This is a genomic window from Agrobacterium sp. El2ro-1b (assembly GCF_048298475.1).
GTDB classification, from domain to species: Bacteria; Pseudomonadota; Alphaproteobacteria; order Rhizobiales; family Rhizobiaceae; genus Agrobacterium; species Agrobacterium fabrum.
The window spans coordinates 612,700-630,511 of record NZ_CP103459.1; the positions used below are offsets into that span (position 1 = coordinate 612,700).

Sequence of the window (17,812 nt, forward strand, 5' to 3'; positions counted from 1 at the left end):
CAGTAAAAGTTCGGGGTGGTTTTACGTCCGGAAAATGCGTGAATTAATGCGCCACGGCGGCGGCGGCGGCCTCGTCGATCAGGCGGCCGGAGCGGAAGCGTTCCAGCGTGAACGGCGCGTTGATCGGGTGCGGTTCGTTTTTGGCAATGGTCCAGGCGAAGGTATGGGCAGCGCCCGGCGTGGCCTTGAAACCGCCCGTACCCCAGCCGCAATTGACGTAGAGACCGTCAACCGGCGTCTTGCCGAGAATGGCCGAACGATCCGGCGTGACATCGACGATGCCGCCCCATTTGCGCAGCATCCGCATGCGGTTGAAGATCGGGAAGATTTCGACGATGGCCGCGATTGTATGCTCGATCAGTGGCAGGCCGCCGCGCTGCGAATAGGAGGTGTATTGGTCCGTGCCCGAACCGATCACCAGCTCGCCCTTGTCGGACTGACTGATATAGGCATGGACCGCATTCGACATGACGACGCAGGGGAAGATCGGTTTGATCGGCTCCGACACCAGCGCCTGCAGCGGATAGCTTTCGAGCGGCAGACGCACGCCTGCCGTATCCATGACAACAGATGTGTGGCCCGCAGCCGAGACCGCGACCTTCTTCGCCTTGATGAAGCCTCTTGCCGTTTCCACCCCGGCAACGGAACCATCGGCATTACGACGAATGGCGGTAACCGGGCAGTTCTGGATGATATCGACACCACGGGCGGCGGCACCGCGCGCATAACCCCAGGCGACCGCATCGTGGCGCGCCGTGCCCGCCCGTTCCTGCAATGCGCCGCCCATGACAGGGTAACGGGCATTAGGCGCAAGGCTCAAGGGCGGGCAATATTCCTTGCATTCTTCCGCGCTGAGCCAGCGATTATCGACGCCGTTCAAGCGGTTGGAATGGATATGACGCTTGAAGCTCTGAACGTCGTGCACATTATGCGCCAGCATCAGCACACCGCGCCGGGAATACATGACGTTGTAATTGAGTTCCTGGCTGAGATTTTCCCACAGATCGACGGCATGGTCATAAAGACGGGCGCTCTCATCATAGAGATAGTTGGAGCGGATGATCGTCGTGTTGCGGCCGGTATTGCCGCCGCCGAGCCAGCCCTTGTCGATGACGGCGACATTGGTGATGCCGTGCTGGCTGGCCAGATAATAGGCCGCCCCCAGGCCATGGCCGCCGGCGCCGACGATGACCACGTCATATTCGGCTTTCGGCTGACTGTCAGGCCATTGCTCGTCCCAGTTCTTGTGGCCGGTCAGGGCGTTCTTCAAAAGATTGAAAGCATTAAAACGCGTCATGAGCGGACCCGATGGTTGGAAAATCTCGTGTCATAAAAGCTAGGAGCATTTGCCGCGCCACGGCTGGACAATCGCGTCTGTTTGCATGAATATTTGCGCCATGACCTCACATCGAACCAAAAAGCGGCTCAGCGTCGCCTTCCTGCTTGCCGATCGCTTCACGCTGTCGGCCTTCGCGAATTTCGTCGATGTGCTGCGCCTTGCCGCCGACGAGGCCGACCGCTCCCGGCCGATCCTGTGTGAATGGTCGGTGCTCTCGGCAACACTCGCCAACGTGCAGTCGAGCTGCGGCGTGAAGGTGCAACCGGATACGCGGCTGATCGATGCCGGACACTATGATTATATCGTCGTTGTCGGCGGGCTGATCAGCGACCACAGCGCCCTGCCGCCAGAAGCGCTACGCTTCCTGAAAGATCGGGCGGCAGCGGGCATTCCGATTGTCGGGCTCTGCACCGGCGTCTTCATCCTGCACGAAGCGGGCCTTCTCGATGGCTATCGCTGCTGCGTGAGCTGGTTCCACCGCCAGGATTTTCTGGACCGTTTCGACACGGTGCAAATGGTCTCCGACCAAATTTTCGTCATCGATCGCGGCCGGCTGACGTGTTCCGGCGGCCATGGCGCCGCGCATCTGGCGGCCTTTCTCGTCGAGCGCCATGTCGGCCAGTCCGCCGCCATCAAAAGCCTCAACATCATGATGATCGACAGCGCGCTGAGCGGCGAAAAGCCCCAGCCCGGCCAGCAGAGCGCGCGCAAGGCCCATGACCCCCTGGTCAAGAAGGCGATCCTGCGGATGCAGCAGAATATCGAGGTTCCGAGAACGGTGCTGGAACTGGCCCACGATCTCGGCCTTGGCCGCCGCAGCCTCGAACGGCGTTTTCTCAATGACCTGAAGGCGACACCGTCAAAGGTCTATCTCGAGCTCCGGCTGGATCGCGCCCTGTCACTTCTGCGCACGACGCATGACCCGATCACCCAGATCGCGCTTGCCACCGGCTTCTGCGACGCGCCGCATCTTTCCCGCAAGCTCAGGACCGAGCGCGGCTTTACCCCCAGCGAATATCGCAAAACACAGGCAGGCCACACGGCAACCGACGAGGAATTCGCCGTCGGCGTGCTGCTTCCCCAGTCCTGACCCCGTCAGGGCAGGCAGCAGGACTAGTCGTTGGTAACCGTTGGCGATTGCCAGCGCTGCGTCTGGTCGAATTGCCGCCGATAATCACCCGGCGTCATGCCTCTAGCCGCGCGGAACTGGCGCGAAAAATGCGCGGCATCGGAAAAGCCGGTCTCCTCAGCGATCCGAGCGAGAGACAGATCCGTCTGCGCGAGCAGACGGCATGCACCACCAACACGCAACTGGCCGACATATTGACTGATCGTCATGCGGGTCGAGCGCTTGAAAAGCCGTTGCAACTGGCTGTCGCTGAGATGCGCTATCTCGCTCAGGGGCTTGATATTGATGTTTCCGGTATAATGGGCGTGAATATGATTGAGAACCCGCTGCATGCGCGCCCGATCACGCGGCGCGGTGCTGGCGGTCACCTCTCCGGCCGAAAGCGGCCTGCGGTCAGATACGCGCGCGAGATCGACGAGAACGCCAAGCAGCGTCAATATCTGTTGTTCCGGCGCGATTTTATGCAGTGTCGCCAGACGCTCACGCACTTTCGCCAGCGCCCCCTCGCCGAACCAGATGCCGTGGCCGCTTTCAACGAGCAGCGACTTGATGGCAGTCAGTTCCGGTGTCAGCGCGATCAAGCCCTCGATCCAGTCACGGGTAAACCAGCAGACCACCGCGCGATGAACACCCGGCGCGTCTATCAAGCCATGCGACTGCCAGGCATGCGGCAGGTTCGGGCCGAGAAGAACAAGATCGCCATCGCCGTAGCTTTCCACCGAATCCCCGACAAAGCGCATGCCGACGCTATTGAGTGTCAGGGTCAGCTCGAATTCGGGATGGTAATGCCAGTTGAAGGGAAATTCCGGCAGACGACGATCGAACAGCAGCCACGAACGGTCGGCCGGAACACTGACGGCCTCGAACCATGGCTCCATCTCTTTCGACCTTTCTCGCAAATCACGGCAGCAGGACGCGGCAATCATACAAGAAAACGCCGCGAGCGGGAATGGTCGATCCAGCCGCGATGATTATCCTCCGTTAAAAAGCAGTCCATGAGGAGGACGAGGAGGAAACATGTCTTTCAGCTCACAGGGAGACCCCGGCAGCAAACCGGATATCGTCATCATCGGCTCGGGCGTCGGCGGAAGCGCGGTCGCGCTGAAACTTGCCGCAACGGGTGCGAAGATACTGATCATCGAGCGGGGAGAAAAACTGCCGAACGAACCCGAAAATGCCGATGCGGAAGCCGTTTTCGTTCAAAACCGTTATCGCACCACCGATCTCTACCGCGACGAAACCGGGCGCACCTATCGTCCCGGACAATATTACTACGTCGGCGGCCATACCAAGTTCTACGGAACCGCCATGTTCCGTTTTCGCGACCGCGACTTCCGCGAAGTCGAGCATGAGGATGGGGTTTCGCCGGCATGGCCTGTTTCCTACTCGGAACTGGAGCCATTTTACGCCGAGGCCGAACGGCTTTTCGGCGTCAGGGGCCAGGCCGGAGACGATCCGACCGAGCCGCCGCGCTCGGCACCCTACATGCATGCGCCGATCCCCCACGAGCCCGTCATCGGCCGTGTAGCGAAGGGCTTCGAGCGGCTCGGCCTGCGCCCCTTTCACATGCCCTCGGCAATCGACTATGGCCCCGGCGACCTCTGTCGACGCTGCGGCACCTGCGATGCCTTCGTGTGCCGTTTCGATGCCAAGGGCGATGCCGAGACCCGGCTTCTGCGCCCGACATTAAAACACCCCAACGTCTCGCTCCTGACCGGCGCGCGGGTGCGCCGGCTGATTGCCGATGAGGATGGCAAACATATCGTGGCGGTGGAAATCGAACGGGCGGGCGAAATCAAGACAATCGAAGCGCCGCTTTTTGTTCTCTCAGCGGGTGCCATCAACTCCGCCCTCATTCTGCTTCGCTCGGCAACCGAGAAGCACCCCAACGGCCTTGCCAACTCCTCCGGTGTCGTCGGCCGTTACCTGATGAACCACCATCTGAGCGGGCTGATGGGCTTGTTGCCCTTCGCCATCAACGACACCCATTTCCCGAAAACGATGTCGCTCAACGACTTTTATGACGGCATGCCGGGCGATGAGGCCGCCCGCGGCAATGTCCAGATGCTGGGCAACATTCAAGGCCCGATGATCCGCGCCGCCTATCCCTGGATGCCAAGACCTCTTGCCAATCTCCTTGCCCGCCACAGTGTCGATTTCCTCGTCATGTCGGAGGACACGCCGAAATATGACAGCCGGATAAAGCCGTGGGGGGAAAATGGGGCGGAGGCGATCTACCGTCCCGGCGATCGGGAAGCCCATCAGCGATTTGTGCGGCACATGCGTTCATTGTTGAGAAAAAATGGTTTTCCCATCGTTCTCGGCCATTCCTTCGGCATCGAGGCGCCGTCGCATCAATGCGGCACCGTGCGCATGGGTGACGACCCGAAAGAGGCGGCGCTAAACGCCCTGTGCCAGACCTATGATCACCCTAATCTCTATGTCGTCGACGCCGGGTTCTTTCCGTCTTCGGCAGCACTCAATCCCGCGCTCACCGTTGCGGCACAGGCGCTGCGCGTCGGCGATCATATTCGTCAAAGCCGGTTTTCAAGCCTTCGCGCCCATGACATTTCATCCACGGAGAACAACCATGCCCCATGACTTTCTCGCCGAGATAACCGGCTCCTTCGCCATGCCGGCCGGGGAGAACCCGACGGTCGCCATGATCGAGGCTGCCTATCAGCATCACGGTCTGAACTGGCGTTATATCAATCTGGAGGTCAGCCCCGAAAACCTGAAGGATGCCGTGGCGGGCGCGCGCGCTATGGGCTGGGCCGGGTTCAACTGTTCCATTCCCCACAAGGTCGCGGTCATCCAGCATCTCGACGGTCTGGGGGAATCCGCCGAGATCATCGGCGCCGTCAACACCATCGTCCGGCGGGGCGACAGGCTGATCGGCGAAAACACCGATGGCAAGGGTTTCGTCAAGGCGCTTCGCGACGTCATCGACCCGAAGGACAAAAAGGTCGTGCTGTTCGGCGCCGGCGGGGCAGCGCGCGCGGTGGGTGTCGAGGTGGCACTCGCCGGTGCCGCGCATATCACCGTCGTCAACCGCAACCGGGAACGTGGTGAAACCGTAGCGCGGCTGATCGACGAAAAGACGCCCGCCACCGCCGCCTTCGCCGCATGGGAAGGCACATTCGCCATTCCGGAAGAGACGGATATCGTCATTCACGCCACCTCGGTCGGCCTTTATCCTGATATAGACGGCTTGCCCGACATCGATCTGAAGACGCTGCGCCCCTCCATGGTCGTTGCCGACGGCATCCATAATCCGCCGCGCACGCGGCTGATCCGCGCCGCAGAGGCCGCGGGCTGCAAGACCGCCGATGGTCTCGGCATGCTGGTCAATCAGGGCGTCATCGGCATCAAATATTGGACCAGAGTCGATGTTGACGCCTATGTGATGCGGCAGGCCCTCATCGATCTCAATCTCTAAGGGCATTAATAGACGAAGAGAACGCTCCTCCTGTTGAATGCACGTTTCATCCAGGACGGGCATTGGAAAAAATGAAGGGAGAGGCGAAACACCCCTCCCCTCGCGTTATCAGGCAGCCTTGTCCCAGACCGGCGCAAGGCCATCCGGCGACACGATGCGGCTGCCGGGAGCAGCCAGAGCATGGATGGCGGCCATGTCATCGACCGAGAGTGCGAAGTCGAAAATCGCGAAGTTCTCGGCAACGCGAGCATCGCCGACCGTCTTGGACAACGCAATGACGCCTTCCTGCTGAACGAGCCAGCGCAACACCACCTGCGCGACCGACTTGCCGTGCCGGGCACCGATATCCTTAAGGACCGGATCGTTAAAGACCTTGCCATCGGCCATGCCGAAATAGCCGGTGACCGACATGCCGGCCTTTCTTGCTGCGGCGATGACCACATCCTGATTAAGATAAGGATGGTACTCGATCTGGTTGGTGACGATCGGTGCCTTCGAGAGCTTGACCGATTCAGCCATCAACTCCGTATTGAAGTTGGAAACACCGATGTGGCGAACCTTGCCGACTTCCTTCACCTCGTTCAGCGCACCGATCTGCTCGGCAAGCGAAACCGCTTCGTTCGGCCAATGCAGCAGAAGCAGATCGACATAATCGGTCTTAAGCTTCTTCAGGCTCTCGTCGACAGATTTGATGAAGGCATCGTGGCCGTAGTTCTCGACCCAGACCTTGGTGGTCAGGAAGATATCGCCGCGGGCGACGCCGGAATTGGCGATGGCTTCACCGACCTCCGCTTCATTGCCATAAATCTGCGCGGTGTCCACATGGCGGAAGCCAACCTTCAGCGCATGCGGAACGATCCTGAGAACATCGGGACCGGGGATGCGGAAGGTGCCGAAGCCGAGGGCCGGAATGGTGGCTCCGTTGGCGGTTACAGTGTGCATTGGTTTCTCCTTGGTTTTTAGTAGCAGTTTTTACAGGGTGGGCATGGCGGGCATTCAGCCGTCACACCAAACTTGCCAACATCAGGCGGCCTTCAGCACGGGCGCCGTACGGCGGTCGAGTACGCCGCTCCAGATGGTCAGCAACAGGGCGATGGCGACCAGGATCGCACCAACCCAGGGGGTCGCGCCGAGACCCATCGGCGATTCCACCACGACGCCTCCGAGCCATGCACCAAGTGCGATGCCGAGATTGAAGGCCGCGATATTAAGCGCCGAGGCGACATCGACGGCACCGGGGCGGTGCTCCTTGGCAAGCTGCACGACATAAAGCTGCAGGCCGGGAACATTGGCGAACGACAGGAAGCCGAGGGCCGCGAGCGTGATCAGGGTCAGGACCGGCGAAACCGCGGTGAAGGAAAAGATCACCAGAACGATTGCCTGCAGGGCGAAGAGGCCGATCAACGCCTTGACCGGGTTGTGGTTGGCGATCTTGCCGCCGCCGATATTGCCGGCGGCAATGGCGATGCCGTAAAGCACGAGGATCAGGCTGACACTGGATTCCGAAAAGCCGGTGACATCCTGCAAGATCGGCGCCAGGAAGGTGAAGGCGACGAAGGTGCCGCCGTAGCCGAGTGCGGTCATGGCAAAAACGATCAGCAGGCGGCCCGAACCAAGTACACGGATCTGATCGAGAATGCTTGCCGGCGGAGCCTTTTTCAGCGTGTTCGGCAACAGGGCAGCAATCGCAGCGAAGGCAACGATACCAAGCGCACCAACGGCCCAGAATGTCGCACGCCAGCCGAATATCTGACCGATATAGGTGCCAATCGGCACGCCGGTGACAATGGCGACGGTCAGCCCCATGAACATCATGGCGATCGCCGAGGCGCGGCGATTTTCCGGCACGAGATCGGCAGCAATGGTCGCGCCGACAGAGAAAAAGACACCGTGGGCAAAGGCGGCGATCACGCGCGCGACAAGCAACATCTCATAGCTGGGCGAAAGAGCCGCTGCCGTGTTGCCGACGATGAACAGGGCCATCAGGCCAAGCAGAAGCGGCTTTCTTTCAATCCCGCCGGTGAGCGCCGTCAGGATGGGGGCGCCGAAGGTGACGCCGAGCGCGTAGACGCTGACGATGAGGCCGGCAAGCGGCAGGGTGATGTGGAGATCGTTCGCCACCGTCGGCAGAAGGCCGACAATGACGAACTCCGTTGTTCCGATCGCATAGGCAGCGATCGTCAAAGCGAAGATAGCTAGGGGCATGACAGGTTCCTCTCCGCTCACCGCCCGGGTGAGGGTTGCAGGGACAGCGTTGCTGTCGGTTGGAATTGCTGTGATGCAATATGGTCGAACAGGGCTTGTGTGATAATCGACACTATTGGATAAATAGCTTTGAATTGAATTCACAGGACGGACACATGGACAATCGCACCGGCGAAATGGAAGTGTTTGTAAGCGCTGCGGAATTGCAGAGTTTTTCGGCAGCGGGACGACGCCTGAAACTCTCGCCATCGGCCGTCAGCAAGCTCGTCACCCGCATTGAGGACCGCCTCGGCACCCGCCTGCTTGTCCGTTCCACCCGGATGATGACGCTGACGCCGGAGGGGGAAATCTACCTGGCACGGGCTCGGCGAATTCTGGCCGATATTGCCGAGACGGAGCAGATCGTGGCGGCGGGCGGAAAACTGGTGCCGAGGGGATTGTTACGGGTGAATGCTTCCGTTGGCTTCGGCGAAAGGTTTCTCCTTCCGCTCATACCGGCCTTTCTCGAACTCTATCCCGAAGTCCAGCTCGATATCTCCTTGACCGATGGCATCATCGGCCTGATCGAGGAGCGGACGGATATCGCCATCCGCTCCGGGGCCATGGATGACTCATCCCTGAAAGCCAGAAAACTGCTCGAGAGCAGGCGGGTTATTATCGCGTCGCCCTCCTACATCAAACGGCATAGCATGCCGAAAACACCGGCCGATCTCGCCGCCCATAATTGCTTCAGTTTCAATTTCCGGCGCAGCCTCAATGAATGGCCGTTTCGTGATCCGGGATCGACGGACATCTACCGCCTGCCGGTCTCCGGCAACAGTTCCGTCAATAGCGGCATGATCATGCGCCGGCTCTGTCTTGCCGGCACCGGTCTCGGCCGGGTGGGCCGGTTCCATGTCCAGCCCGATATCGATGCCGGGACGCTCGTGCCCGTGCTGGAGGACTATAATCCCGACGATATCGAAGAAATCCATGCCGTCTTCGCCGGACATGAGCACCTTGCGACACGCATCCGCGCATTCATAGACTTCCTGGCTGAACACGTCGGCAAGGACCGGGCATAGCCGTTGATGGAATTGCGCATGTTATCAATGCCGTGGAAAGATGGCATGGATGAACGACTTTAAGTGGAGGGAGAAAGAATGCAGGTCAAAGCCGCGATATTGCGAGAGATGAATATGTCTCGCCCTTACGCCACCAGCAGGCCGCTTGCGATCGAAGAGATCGAGCTTGCCCCGCCCGGCCCCGGCGAAGTCCTCGTCCGCATCCGTGCCGCAGGCCTTTGCCACTCCGATCTTTCCGTCATCAACGGCGACAGGCCCCGCCCGATGCCGATGGCGCTCGGGCACGAAGCGGCGGGCGTCGTCGAGGCATTGGGCGAAGGCGTGCGCGATCTTGAGCCCGGCGATCATGTGGTAATGGTCTTCATGCCCAGTTGCGGACATTGCCTGCCCTGTGCGGAAGGCAGACCCGCTCTATGCGAGCCGGGCGCCGCCGCCAATGCAGCAGGCAGGCTGCTGGGTGGCGCCACCCGCCTGAACTATCATGGCGAGGCCGTCCATCATCACCTTGGTGTGTCGGCCTTTGCAGAATATGCCGTGGTGTCGCGCAATTCGCTGGTCAAGATCGACCACGATCTTCCATTTGTCGAGGCGGCGCTCTTCGGCTGCGCGGTTCTGACCGGCGTCGGCGCCGTCGTGAATACGGCAAGGGTCAGGGCCGGCTCGACTGCGGTCGTCATCGGGCTTGGCGGTGTGGGTCTTGCCGCGGTTCTCGGAGCCCGGGCGGCTGGCGCCAGCAAGATCGTCGCCGTCGACCTTTCGCAGGAAAAGCTTGCGCTTGCCCGCGAACTGGGCGCGACCGCCATCGTGAACGGGCGCGATGAGGATGCTGTCGAGCAGGTCCGCGAGATCACTTCCGGCGGCGCCGATTATGCCTTCGAGATGGCCGGGTCTATTCGCGCCCTCGAAAACGCTTTCAGGATGACCCGCCGCGGCGGCACCACCGTTACCGCCGGTCTGCCACCGCCGGGTGCGGCCCTGCCCGTCAACGTCGTGCAGCTCGTCGGCGAGGAGCGGACACTCAAGGGCAGCTACATCGGCACCTGTGTGCCTCTCCGGGATATTCCGCGCTTCATCGCCCTTTATCGCGACGGCCGGTTGCCGGTGAACCGTCTTCTGAGCGGAAGGCTGAAGCTGGAAGATATCAATGAAGGGTTTGACCGCCTGCACGACGGAAGCGCCGTTCGGCAAGTCATCGAATTCTGAAACCGACGATCGGGGCAGAAAGTAAACCGTCCGCTCGCCAACAGGGGGAAACTCCCCCTGAACCGCTTACGAACGACCAGGTTTCCCCGACCTCGATCAGAGCGACCCGTGCTTTTCCTGTAAAAGCCGGATAGCAAGATGCTGGAGCAGAATGATCGTCTTGGCGTCGCGAATATCGCCGCGGTCGATCATTCGCATCGCCTCCGGCAGGGGAATTTCGAGCACATCGATATCTTCCCCCTCGTCAGCGGAGCCGCCGCCCTCGCCCACTTTGTGGGTGTCGGCATATTCGCCGTGGAAAAAGGCGAGATATTCGGTGACCGAGCCGGGGCTCATATAGATATCGAACAGGTGTGTGAGTTCGGAAACCTCGTAACCGGTCTCCTCCATCAGTTCCGCACGCATTCGCGTCGCCGGTTCTGCGCCTTCGAGCAGTCCCGCCGGTGTCTCGATCAGCGATTCCAGACCGCCATTCAAGAGAACCGGCAATCGGAACTGGCGGGTTAGGAGAACATGACCGTTTGCCGGATTGTACAACAGGCAAGTCGCCCCGTTGCCGCGATCATATGCCTCCCGGGTCTGCTTCTGCCAGCTTCCGTCCCGCAGCCGGAGTTCATATTCATACTTGGTCAGCCGGCCCCAATCATCCGCCAACACGCGTTCGGAAATTGGCCGGTAAACACTGTCATTCATCAAGTCACCTCATTTTCATCTGTCTTTCAAAGGCCGAACAATCGGCCTTCGACGTGCATGTACACCGGCATCCTCACGGGTGAGATAAACGGCCGTAATGATCGCCTGCAAGCACAACGCACCCATTCAGGGTGTTTTCCAGGTCTTCAACAGCATTTGCACGAATTTTTCCGCTGCCGGAGACAGCGCGCTGCTGCGCCTTTGCACAATACCAATCGTTCGGGAGACCACGGGATTGACGATCGGTCGCGTGACCAGGAAAGGGTGGTCATCCTGCGGGGTGGCCAATCGCGGCAGCACGGAAATTCCTAGCCCGGCTTCGACGAGGCCGAGTGACGTGTTGAGGTGAGTCACCTCGTAAAACCAGTTCAGCTTTAGATTGTGCCGCGCCAGCGCGCCATCGAGAAGCGTCCGGTTGCCGCTGGAGCGATCGACAACCACCAGCGGGTGTGGCTCCAGTTGATCCCACTGGATCGTTTCGAAAGCCGCCAGAGGATGGTCTTTCCTCATCGCCAGCACAAACGGGTCATCGATCAGCGGCTCGAACGCCAGATCGGGATCGGAATTACCCATCAGGTTAATCCCGAATTCCACCTCGCCACGGGCAACCGCCTGCAAGCCCTCGTTTGCCGTCAGGTCTCTGATACGCAGCCGGATATGCGGATATTGCTGGCTAAAGGTTTTGATGACGGTGGGTAGAAAGTAGAATGCCGCCGTCGGAACGCATGCCATGGTAATAAGGCCGCGCCGCTGCGCACCGTCCTTCATTGCAAAAAGCGATCCGTCAAATTCTTCCAGCATGCGCCGGACAAGCGGCATCACCTCCTGGCCCATCGCCGTTGGAGCGACATGGCGTGTGGTTCTTTCAAGAAGCGGCGCGCCGATGGCCTGCTCCAGTTTCTGGATACGCCGGGTGAGCGCCGGTTGCGAAATATGCAGCGCATCAGCCGCTCGGTGAAAGCTCTCCAATTCAACCACTGCTTGAAAAGCCCGTAAATCAAGAATTTCGCAATTGATGCTCATATCGCAATAAAACCTCCGAACATTGCATTTAACAGATTACACTTCTTTCCTCATATTGCAACAACGCGGCGCATTGATCCGCCAAATGCAAGATTGAGGCTTCTTTCCATGAACGATCTACTCAAGATACCCTGTGTGCTGATGCGCGGCGGAACATCGCGTGGACCGTTCTTTCTCGCTTCCGATCTCCCCCACGATCAGGCCGAACGGGACGCGGCCCTCCTCTCCATCATGGGCTCAGGCCATCCCTTGCAGATCGATGGCATTGGTGGCGGCAATCCGGTCACGTCGAAAGTGGCGATCATCGGCCCTTCCACGGTCAAGGGTGCCGATATCGACTATCTTTTCGCGCAAGTCCGCACCGACAGGCAATATGTCGACTATTCGCCCAATTGCGGAAATATGCTGGCTGCCGTCGGCCCCTTCGCGATCGAGGCCGGGCTTGTCGAGGCCCATGGCAACGACACGATTGTGCGCATTCACAACGTCAATACCAGCAAGCTGATCGAGGCGAAGGTTCCGACCCGCGGCCGCGAGGTTATCTATCTCGGCGACGCATCGATCGATGGTGTGCCGGGCCTCGCAGCGCCGATCGCCTTGACGTTCATGGATGCTGCGGGCGCAAAAACCGGCAGGTTGCTGCCGACAGGCAAAGCCGTAGACATGATCGACGGCGTGGAGGTGACGGCCATAGATTGCGCCATTCCGATGGTGCTGATGCGCGCGGCCGATCTCGGCCTGACCGGTTATGAGGACCCGCAGGCGCTCACCGCCAACAGCGATCTCATCGAGCGCATGACCCGCATCCGCATTCAGGCCGGCAAGCTGATGGGCATGGGTGATGTCACCGACATGGTCATTCCAAAGCCAGTGCTCGTCGCGCCCGCCCGCAGGGGCGGCACTCTTTCGGTGCGGTACTTCATGCCGAATGAATGTCATCCCGCACTGGCGACGACCGGCGCCGTTGGCATCGCGACCGCGGCCGTGAGCGAAGGCTCGGTTGCCTACGATTTGGCAGGCCGCCTTTCCGTGCCGACCCAGATCCGCATCGAACATCCTGCCGGCCGCCTCGACGTGCAGCTGGAAATGCGGGAGGGAGCAATAACCGCCGGGCTTGTGAGAACGGCGCGCAGACTTTTCGAAGGCTTCGCCTTCGCCAAACCGACCGCTGCAATTGAAGACGCAGCTTAAATACAGCCATATTGACACAAAACATGAAACAGGGAGGAGACCCTCATGCGTAAATACCTGCTTGCAACAGCAGCGCTCTGTGCGTTGGCAGCATCCGCGAATGCCGAATCCGTCAGGATGAGCGTAGGCTCGTACAACCTCAACAATCTGCCCTTCCCCGTGGCCGCCAGCCTCGGTTTCTATAAGGACGAGGGGCTTGACGTCACCACCGAGAACTTTGCCCAGGGCGGATCGAAGGTGCTCCAGGCACTCGTTGCCGGCTCCACCGACGTCGCCGTCGGTTTCTACGATCACACGATCCAGATGCAGTCGCAGAACAAGCACGTCGTGGGCTTCGTTCAGCTCGCCCGCAACTCGGGTCTGGTGCTGGCCGGCACGAACGATACCGACTTCGATCCGGCCAAGCCCGAAACGATCAAGGGCAAGAAGGTCGGCATCACCTCGCCCGGTTCTTCTTCGGACTTCTTCATTCGCTACTATATGAAGCAGCACAATCTGAGCGACAACGACATCTCCATCATCGGTGTCGGTTCGGGTGCTGCGGCCGTGGCCGCCCTGCAGCAGGGCAAGATCGATCTGCTCGTCAACTACGATCCCGCCGCGACAATCGTCGTCGAGCGTGGGCTGGGCAAGATTCTCATCGACGCCCGCAGCGATCAGGGCGCCAAGGATGTCTATGGCGGCATCTATCCGACCTCGGTCCTTTATGCGACGCAGGACTACATCAATGCCAATCCCGAAGTGATCCAGAAAGTGACCAACGCCACGGTTCGGGCGCTGCACTGGATGAAGCAGCATTCGGCGGAAGAAATCGTCGCAAAACTTCCCGATGATTTCGTGTCCGGCGACAAGCAGACCTACATCAAGGCCGTCGAAGCCGCCAAGGCGATCTTCTCCGAAGACGGCAAGTTCGAGCCTGCCGACCTTGAAACGCCGCTGGCCGTTCTGAAGAGCTTCAACGATGCGGTCGCAAAGGCGACCATCGATCTCAACACCACCTATACCAACAAGTTCGTCGAGGCCGCGGCTTCGAAGGGCGGAAACTGAGGATATGCCATGTCTTCGCCAGTGAGAAAGCTAGAGCCCGTGACGGAACTCAAACCCCAGCCGATGGTGGCAATCGATGACGTGACCATGGCATTTGGTTCGTTCGTTGCCGTTCAAAACGTCAACCTTAGGGTTGGCGATGGAGAGTTTCTCTCCATCGTCGGCCCCACCGGTTGCGGAAAATCCACCATCCTCAACGCCATCGCAGGGCTGCTGAAGCCTGCGCAAGGCAAGGTGTCAATCGATGGTACGGCCGTTCAGGGCGTACAGAACACCATCGGATATCTGTTCCAGCAGGATGCGCTTCTTCCCTGGAAGACGGCGTATCAGAATGTGGAACTCGGCCTGATGTTCCGTGGCGTCGCCGAGGATGAACGGCGCGCCAAGGTTATGGCCTGGCTCGAAAAGGTCGGCCTGAAAGGTTTTGGCGACCGTTTCCCGCACCAGCTCTCGGGTGGGCAGCGCAAACGCGTGCAGATGGCGCAGGCGCTCATCACCGAGCCGAAGGTCATCCTGATGGACGAACCCTTCTCCGCGCTGGATATCCATACCCGCCACCTGATGCAGAATGAATTGCTGCGCCTGTGGCAGGAGGACCGCCGCGCGGTGGTCATGATCACCCATGATCTTGAAGAGGCAATCGCGCTCGGAGACCGCGTCGTCGTTCTCGCGGCAGGCCCGAAAAGCCGCGTCATCGAAAGCTTCCCCGTTGATCTCGAACGGCCCCGCAACGTCGCCGAAATCAAACTCGATCCAAAATTCATGACGCTCTATCGCGATATATGGGCGTCCCTGCGTGGCGAAGTGGAGAAAAGCTATGCAAGCCGTTAATGTTCGTATCATCCAGGTCGCTCTTCTGGTCGTGCTCCTCGGCGGCTGGCAGCTTGGCGTTTCCTCGGGCGCCATCGACCGCTTCTTCTTCCCGGCCCCCTATGACATCGTCAAACAGGTCATTGCCTGGGTTGCCGATGCCGGGTTCTATAAACATGTCGGCATCACGCTCAGCGAAACCGTGCTTGGCTACGTCATCGGCACTGGTCTCGGCGTCGGCGCTGGTGTCTGGCTTGGCCTCAGCCCCTTCGTCGCCCGCGTGCTGGATCCCTTCATCAAGGCGGTCAACGCCATTCCACGTGTCGTTCTGGCGCCGATCTTCGTTCTCTGGCTTGGACTTGGCCTCTGGTCCAAGGTCGCTCTTGCGGTCACGCTCGTTTTCTTCGTCACCTTCTTCAACGCCATGCAGGGTGTGCGTGAAGTGAACCCGGTCGTGCTGTCCAATACCCGCATTCTCGGCGCCAAACGCTCTGACCTGCTGCGTCACGTCTACTTCCCGGCTGCAGCGAGCTGGATCCTGTCGTCGCTGCGCACCTCTGTCGGCTTTGCCGTGGTCGGCGCGATCATCGGCGAATATCTGGGAGCTTCCGCGGGTCTCGGTTACCTGATTGCCCGCTCCGAAGGCAACTTCGATGCGGTCGGCGTCTTCGCAGGCATCATCATCCTTGCGGTTTTCGTCCTCATCATCGATCTCATTCTCGATGTTGCAGAGAAAAAGCTGATCACCTGGCGGCCGAATAACGGTGAAGAACGACCTGCATAGGACTTCCTTCCACCTGTCTCAAATCAAACGGGGCGGCCAGTAGGTCGCCCCATTTCTATTGCTGCCACAGGCCGGAGCCTGCGCAACCGCCTGCTTGGATTTCCTGCGAAGGGGAGCGGACGGCGTAATCGATGCAAAGCATGCCAGGCCCACCAAAGCTGTGGGTTCCCCGCCAACTCACAATTTATTGTGGTTGCACTTCTGAGAAATTTGGCCTTGTTTGTGGGCTCAAAATACTCATGGGGAAAGAAAACAATGTCCATAACAACAACAGTTCGCACTACTCTGCTGCTCGGATCGCTTCTGTTCGGCGCCAGTTCCGCACTCGCGGAAACAGTTCTGCATCGTGGCAATTCTGGGGAACCGCAGACGCTCGATCAGGCGCAGACGTCGATCAATATCGAAGCCTTCATCCTGAAAGACCTTTATGAAGGTCTCACCATCTACGATGCTGCAGGCAAGATCGTTCCCGGTACGGCGGAAAGCTGGACGCTGTCTGACGATGGCACCGTCTACACGTTCAAACTGCATGCGGATGCAAAATGGTCGGATGGCACGCCGGTAACGGCTGGCGACTTTGTATTCTCCTACCAGCGCGTCGAAGACCCGAAGACTGCCGCGAAATATGCGAATATTCTTTACCCGATCAAGAACGCCGAAAAGATCAACAAGGGTGAAATCCCGGTTGATCAGCTTGGCGTGAAAGCGGTGGATGACAAGACGCTTGAGATCACGCTTGAGCGCGCAACACCGTTCTTCCTTGAGCTTCTTGCTCACCAGACGGCCCTGCCGATTTCCAAAGCAGCCTACGAAAAGAACGGCGCTGACTTCGTAAAGCCGGGCGTCATGGTTTCGAACGGTGCTTACAAACTCGAAGCACATGTTCCCAACGACAGCCTGACGGTCGTCAAGAACGCCGACTTCTGGGATGCGTCGAACACCAAGATCGACAAGGTCATCTTCTACCCGATTGACGACCAGGCCGCCTCCGTTCGTCGTTTCGAAGCCAAGGAAATGGACCTCGCATACAATTTTTCTGCGGACCAGATCGACCGCCTGCGCAAGTCCTATGGCGAACAGGTTCACGTTTCGCCGACGCTTGCGACCTACTATTACACCTTCGACACCCGCGAAGCCCCGTATGACGACGTGCGTGTGCGCCAGGCCCTTTCCATGGCCGTGGACCGCGATTTCCTCGCCAAGGAAATCTACAGCGGTTCCCAGGTTCCGGCCTACTCCATGGTTCCCCCGGGCATGGATTCCTACGGCGAGCCGGCAAAGGCCGATTTTGCCACGCTTTCCCAGCTCGACCGGGAAGACGAGGCACTCAAGCTCATGAAGGACGCCGGTTACGGTGAGGGCGGCAAGCCGCTTGCAATCGAAATTCGCTACAACACCAACCCCAATCATGAGCGCGTCGCGACGGCTATCGCGGATATGTGGAAGAACACGTTCGGCGCGAAGGTGTCGCTGGTGAACCTCGACGTTGCCTCGCACTACGGCTACCTTCAGGAGGGCGGCAAGTTCAACGTGGCGCGTGCCGGTTGGGTTGCCGACTATGCGGATGCGGAAAACTTCCTCGCTCTTTCGGTATCCTCCAACAAGACCTTCAACTATTCGAAGTTCAACAACGCCGAATACGACTCGCTGATGCAGAAGTCCTACAACGAGAAGGACCCTGCCGCTCGCTCCAAGCTGCTGCATGAGGCAGAAACCATCCTCATGAAGGAACAGCCGGTCGCTCCGCTTCTGACGCAGGCCGATCTCTGGCTGGTGTCCAACCGGGTCAAGGGTTGGGTCGACAATGCTGCCAACGAACACCTCAGCCGCTTCCTGAGCGTTTCCGAATAAGCAGCACTGGCACGGTGGCTGACACCACCGTGCC

Annotated in this window: 16 protein-coding genes; 10 read left to right on the plus strand and 6 right to left on the minus strand. The window is 59.6% G+C overall.

What is annotated here, in order from left to right; all coding sequences use genetic code 11:
* Nucleotides 1-43: 43 nt before the first annotated feature.
* Nucleotides 44-1,297 carry a sarcosine oxidase subunit beta family protein gene (locus NYR50_RS17075; RefSeq protein WP_174011515.1) on the minus strand — a complete coding sequence of 418 codons (1,254 nt, stop codon included), beginning with the start codon at nucleotides 1,295-1,297 and terminating at the stop codon, nucleotides 44-46.
* 85 nt (nucleotides 1,298-1,382) lie between these two features.
* Here NYR50_RS17075 and NYR50_RS17080 point away from each other — a divergent pair, with 85 nt between their 5' ends.
* Nucleotides 1,383-2,429, plus strand: a complete 1,047-nt coding sequence (locus NYR50_RS17080) for a GlxA family transcriptional regulator (protein WP_174011512.1) — start codon at nucleotides 1,383-1,385, stop codon at nucleotides 2,427-2,429.
* Between the two features lie 23 nt (nucleotides 2,430-2,452).
* Here the strand turns inward: NYR50_RS17080 and NYR50_RS17085 are convergent, their stop codons facing one another.
* The gene (locus NYR50_RS17085; protein ID WP_174011509.1) at nucleotides 2,453-3,346 is read right to left on the minus strand and encodes a helix-turn-helix domain-containing protein; all 894 of its coding nucleotides are present in this window, start codon (nucleotides 3,344-3,346) and stop codon (nucleotides 2,453-2,455) included.
* A 139-nt stretch (nucleotides 3,347-3,485) separates the two neighbouring features.
* Between NYR50_RS17085 and NYR50_RS17090 the strand changes: the two genes are divergently transcribed.
* Nucleotides 3,486-5,069: a GMC family oxidoreductase N-terminal domain-containing protein gene (locus NYR50_RS17090; protein ID WP_418137680.1), complete on the plus strand. Its 1,584-nt coding sequence runs from the start codon at nucleotides 3,486-3,488 to the stop codon at nucleotides 5,067-5,069.
* Nucleotides 5,059-5,907, plus strand: a complete 849-nt coding sequence (gene aroE, locus NYR50_RS17095) for a shikimate dehydrogenase (RefSeq protein ID WP_174011503.1) — start codon at nucleotides 5,059-5,061, stop codon at nucleotides 5,905-5,907. The genes NYR50_RS17090 and aroE overlap by 11 nt, the downstream gene beginning before the upstream one ends.
* A 108-nt stretch (nucleotides 5,908-6,015) precedes the next feature.
* On the opposite strand, the gene NYR50_RS17100 is transcribed toward aroE, so the two are convergent.
* On the minus strand, nucleotides 6,016-6,849 hold the full coding sequence (locus NYR50_RS17100; RefSeq protein ID WP_174011501.1) for an aldo/keto reductase: 834 nt from the start codon (nucleotides 6,847-6,849) through the stop codon (nucleotides 6,016-6,018).
* 81 nt (nucleotides 6,850-6,930) lie between these two features.
* A complete protein-coding gene (locus NYR50_RS17105; RefSeq protein WP_418137681.1) occupies nucleotides 6,931-8,112 on the minus strand; it encodes an MFS transporter in 1,182 nt (393 codons plus the stop codon).
* Nucleotides 8,113-8,267: 155 nt separating this feature from the next.
* Between NYR50_RS17105 and NYR50_RS17110 the strand changes: the two genes are divergently transcribed.
* Together NYR50_RS17110 and NYR50_RS17115 are read left to right on the plus strand one after the other, a co-directional pair.
* Nucleotides 8,268-9,176 carry a LysR substrate-binding domain-containing protein gene (locus NYR50_RS17110; protein WP_174011483.1) on the plus strand — a complete coding sequence of 303 codons (909 nt, stop codon included), beginning with the start codon at nucleotides 8,268-8,270 and terminating at the stop codon, nucleotides 9,174-9,176.
* Nucleotides 9,177-9,254: 78 nt separating this feature from the next.
* A complete protein-coding gene (locus NYR50_RS17115) occupies nucleotides 9,255-10,379 on the plus strand; it encodes a zinc-dependent alcohol dehydrogenase family protein (protein WP_174011480.1) in 1,125 nt (374 codons plus the stop codon).
* Between the two features lie 96 nt (nucleotides 10,380-10,475).
* On the opposite strand, the gene NYR50_RS17120 is transcribed toward NYR50_RS17115, so the two are convergent.
* Nucleotides 10,476-11,072: an NUDIX domain-containing protein gene (locus NYR50_RS17120; RefSeq protein WP_174011477.1), complete on the minus strand. Its 597-nt coding sequence runs from the start codon at nucleotides 11,070-11,072 to the stop codon at nucleotides 10,476-10,478.
* Nucleotides 11,073-11,198: 126 nt separating this feature from the next.
* Entirely contained in the window at nucleotides 11,199-12,095 is an 897-nt protein-coding gene (locus tag NYR50_RS17125) for a LysR family transcriptional regulator (protein ID WP_174011474.1), read from the minus strand.
* A 108-nt stretch (nucleotides 12,096-12,203) separates the two neighbouring features.
* Here NYR50_RS17125 and NYR50_RS17130 point away from each other — a divergent pair, with 108 nt between their 5' ends.
* From NYR50_RS17130 to NYR50_RS17150, 5 genes are all read left to right on the plus strand, one after another.
* A complete protein-coding gene (locus tag NYR50_RS17130; protein WP_174011470.1) occupies nucleotides 12,204-13,286 on the plus strand; it encodes a 4-oxalomesaconate tautomerase in 1,083 nt (360 codons plus the stop codon).
* 45 nt (nucleotides 13,287-13,331) lie between these two features.
* Nucleotides 13,332-14,333, plus strand: coding sequence for an ABC transporter substrate-binding protein (locus NYR50_RS17135; protein ID WP_006315996.1), 1,002 nt, complete (start codon nucleotides 13,332-13,334; stop codon nucleotides 14,331-14,333).
* A gap of 9 nt (nucleotides 14,334-14,342) precedes the next feature.
* Complete coding sequence (locus NYR50_RS17140; RefSeq protein WP_174011467.1) at nucleotides 14,343-15,164, plus strand: ABC transporter ATP-binding protein; 822 nt, start codon at nucleotides 14,343-14,345, stop codon at nucleotides 15,162-15,164.
* A complete protein-coding gene (locus NYR50_RS17145) occupies nucleotides 15,151-15,927 on the plus strand; it encodes an ABC transporter permease (protein WP_174011464.1) in 777 nt (258 codons plus the stop codon). The genes NYR50_RS17140 and NYR50_RS17145 overlap by 14 nt, the downstream gene beginning before the upstream one ends.
* 255 nt (nucleotides 15,928-16,182) lie before the next feature.
* Nucleotides 16,183-17,778, plus strand: a complete 1,596-nt coding sequence (locus NYR50_RS17150) for a peptide ABC transporter substrate-binding protein (RefSeq protein WP_174011461.1) — start codon at nucleotides 16,183-16,185, stop codon at nucleotides 17,776-17,778.
* The last annotated feature ends 34 nt before the right edge of the window (nucleotides 17,779-17,812 follow it).

What these genes read in the sequence shown, in the direction of transcription:
- NYR50_RS17105 (WP_418137681.1), bottom strand. Translation starts at nt 8,112, where the DNA reads ATGCCCCTAGCTATCTTCGCTTTGACGATCGCTGCCTATGCGATCGGA.
- NYR50_RS17140 (WP_174011467.1), top strand. Translation starts at nt 14,343, where the DNA reads ATGTCTTCGCCAGTGAGAAAGCTAGAGCCCGTGACGGAACTCAAACCC.
- NYR50_RS17080 (WP_174011512.1), top strand. Translation starts at nt 1,383, where the DNA reads ATGAATATTTGCGCCATGACCTCACATCGAACCAAAAAGCGGCTCAGC.
- NYR50_RS17085 (WP_174011509.1), bottom strand. Translation starts at nt 3,346, where the DNA reads ATGGAGCCATGGTTCGAGGCCGTCAGTGTTCCGGCCGACCGTTCGTGG.
- NYR50_RS17150 (WP_174011461.1), top strand. Translation starts at nt 16,183, where the DNA reads ATGTCCATAACAACAACAGTTCGCACTACTCTGCTGCTCGGATCGCTT.
- NYR50_RS17130 (WP_174011470.1), top strand. Translation starts at nt 12,204, where the DNA reads ATGAACGATCTACTCAAGATACCCTGTGTGCTGATGCGCGGCGGAACA.
- NYR50_RS17135 (WP_006315996.1), top strand. Translation starts at nt 13,332, where the DNA reads ATGCGTAAATACCTGCTTGCAACAGCAGCGCTCTGTGCGTTGGCAGCA.
- aroE (WP_174011503.1), top strand. Translation starts at nt 5,059, where the DNA reads ATGCCCCATGACTTTCTCGCCGAGATAACCGGCTCCTTCGCCATGCCG.
- NYR50_RS17110 (WP_174011483.1), top strand. Translation starts at nt 8,268, where the DNA reads ATGGACAATCGCACCGGCGAAATGGAAGTGTTTGTAAGCGCTGCGGAA.
- NYR50_RS17120 (WP_174011477.1), bottom strand. Translation starts at nt 11,072, where the DNA reads ATGAATGACAGTGTTTACCGGCCAATTTCCGAACGCGTGTTGGCGGAT.
- NYR50_RS17145 (WP_174011464.1), top strand. Translation starts at nt 15,151, where the DNA reads ATGCAAGCCGTTAATGTTCGTATCATCCAGGTCGCTCTTCTGGTCGTG.
- NYR50_RS17100 (WP_174011501.1), bottom strand. Translation starts at nt 6,849, where the DNA reads ATGCACACTGTAACCGCCAACGGAGCCACCATTCCGGCCCTCGGCTTC.
- NYR50_RS17115 (WP_174011480.1), top strand. Translation starts at nt 9,255, where the DNA reads ATGCAGGTCAAAGCCGCGATATTGCGAGAGATGAATATGTCTCGCCCT.
- NYR50_RS17075 (WP_174011515.1), bottom strand. Translation starts at nt 1,297, where the DNA reads ATGACGCGTTTTAATGCTTTCAATCTTTTGAAGAACGCCCTGACCGGC.
- NYR50_RS17125 (WP_174011474.1), bottom strand. Translation starts at nt 12,095, where the DNA reads ATGAGCATCAATTGCGAAATTCTTGATTTACGGGCTTTTCAAGCAGTG.
- NYR50_RS17090 (WP_418137680.1), top strand. Translation starts at nt 3,486, where the DNA reads ATGTCTTTCAGCTCACAGGGAGACCCCGGCAGCAAACCGGATATCGTC.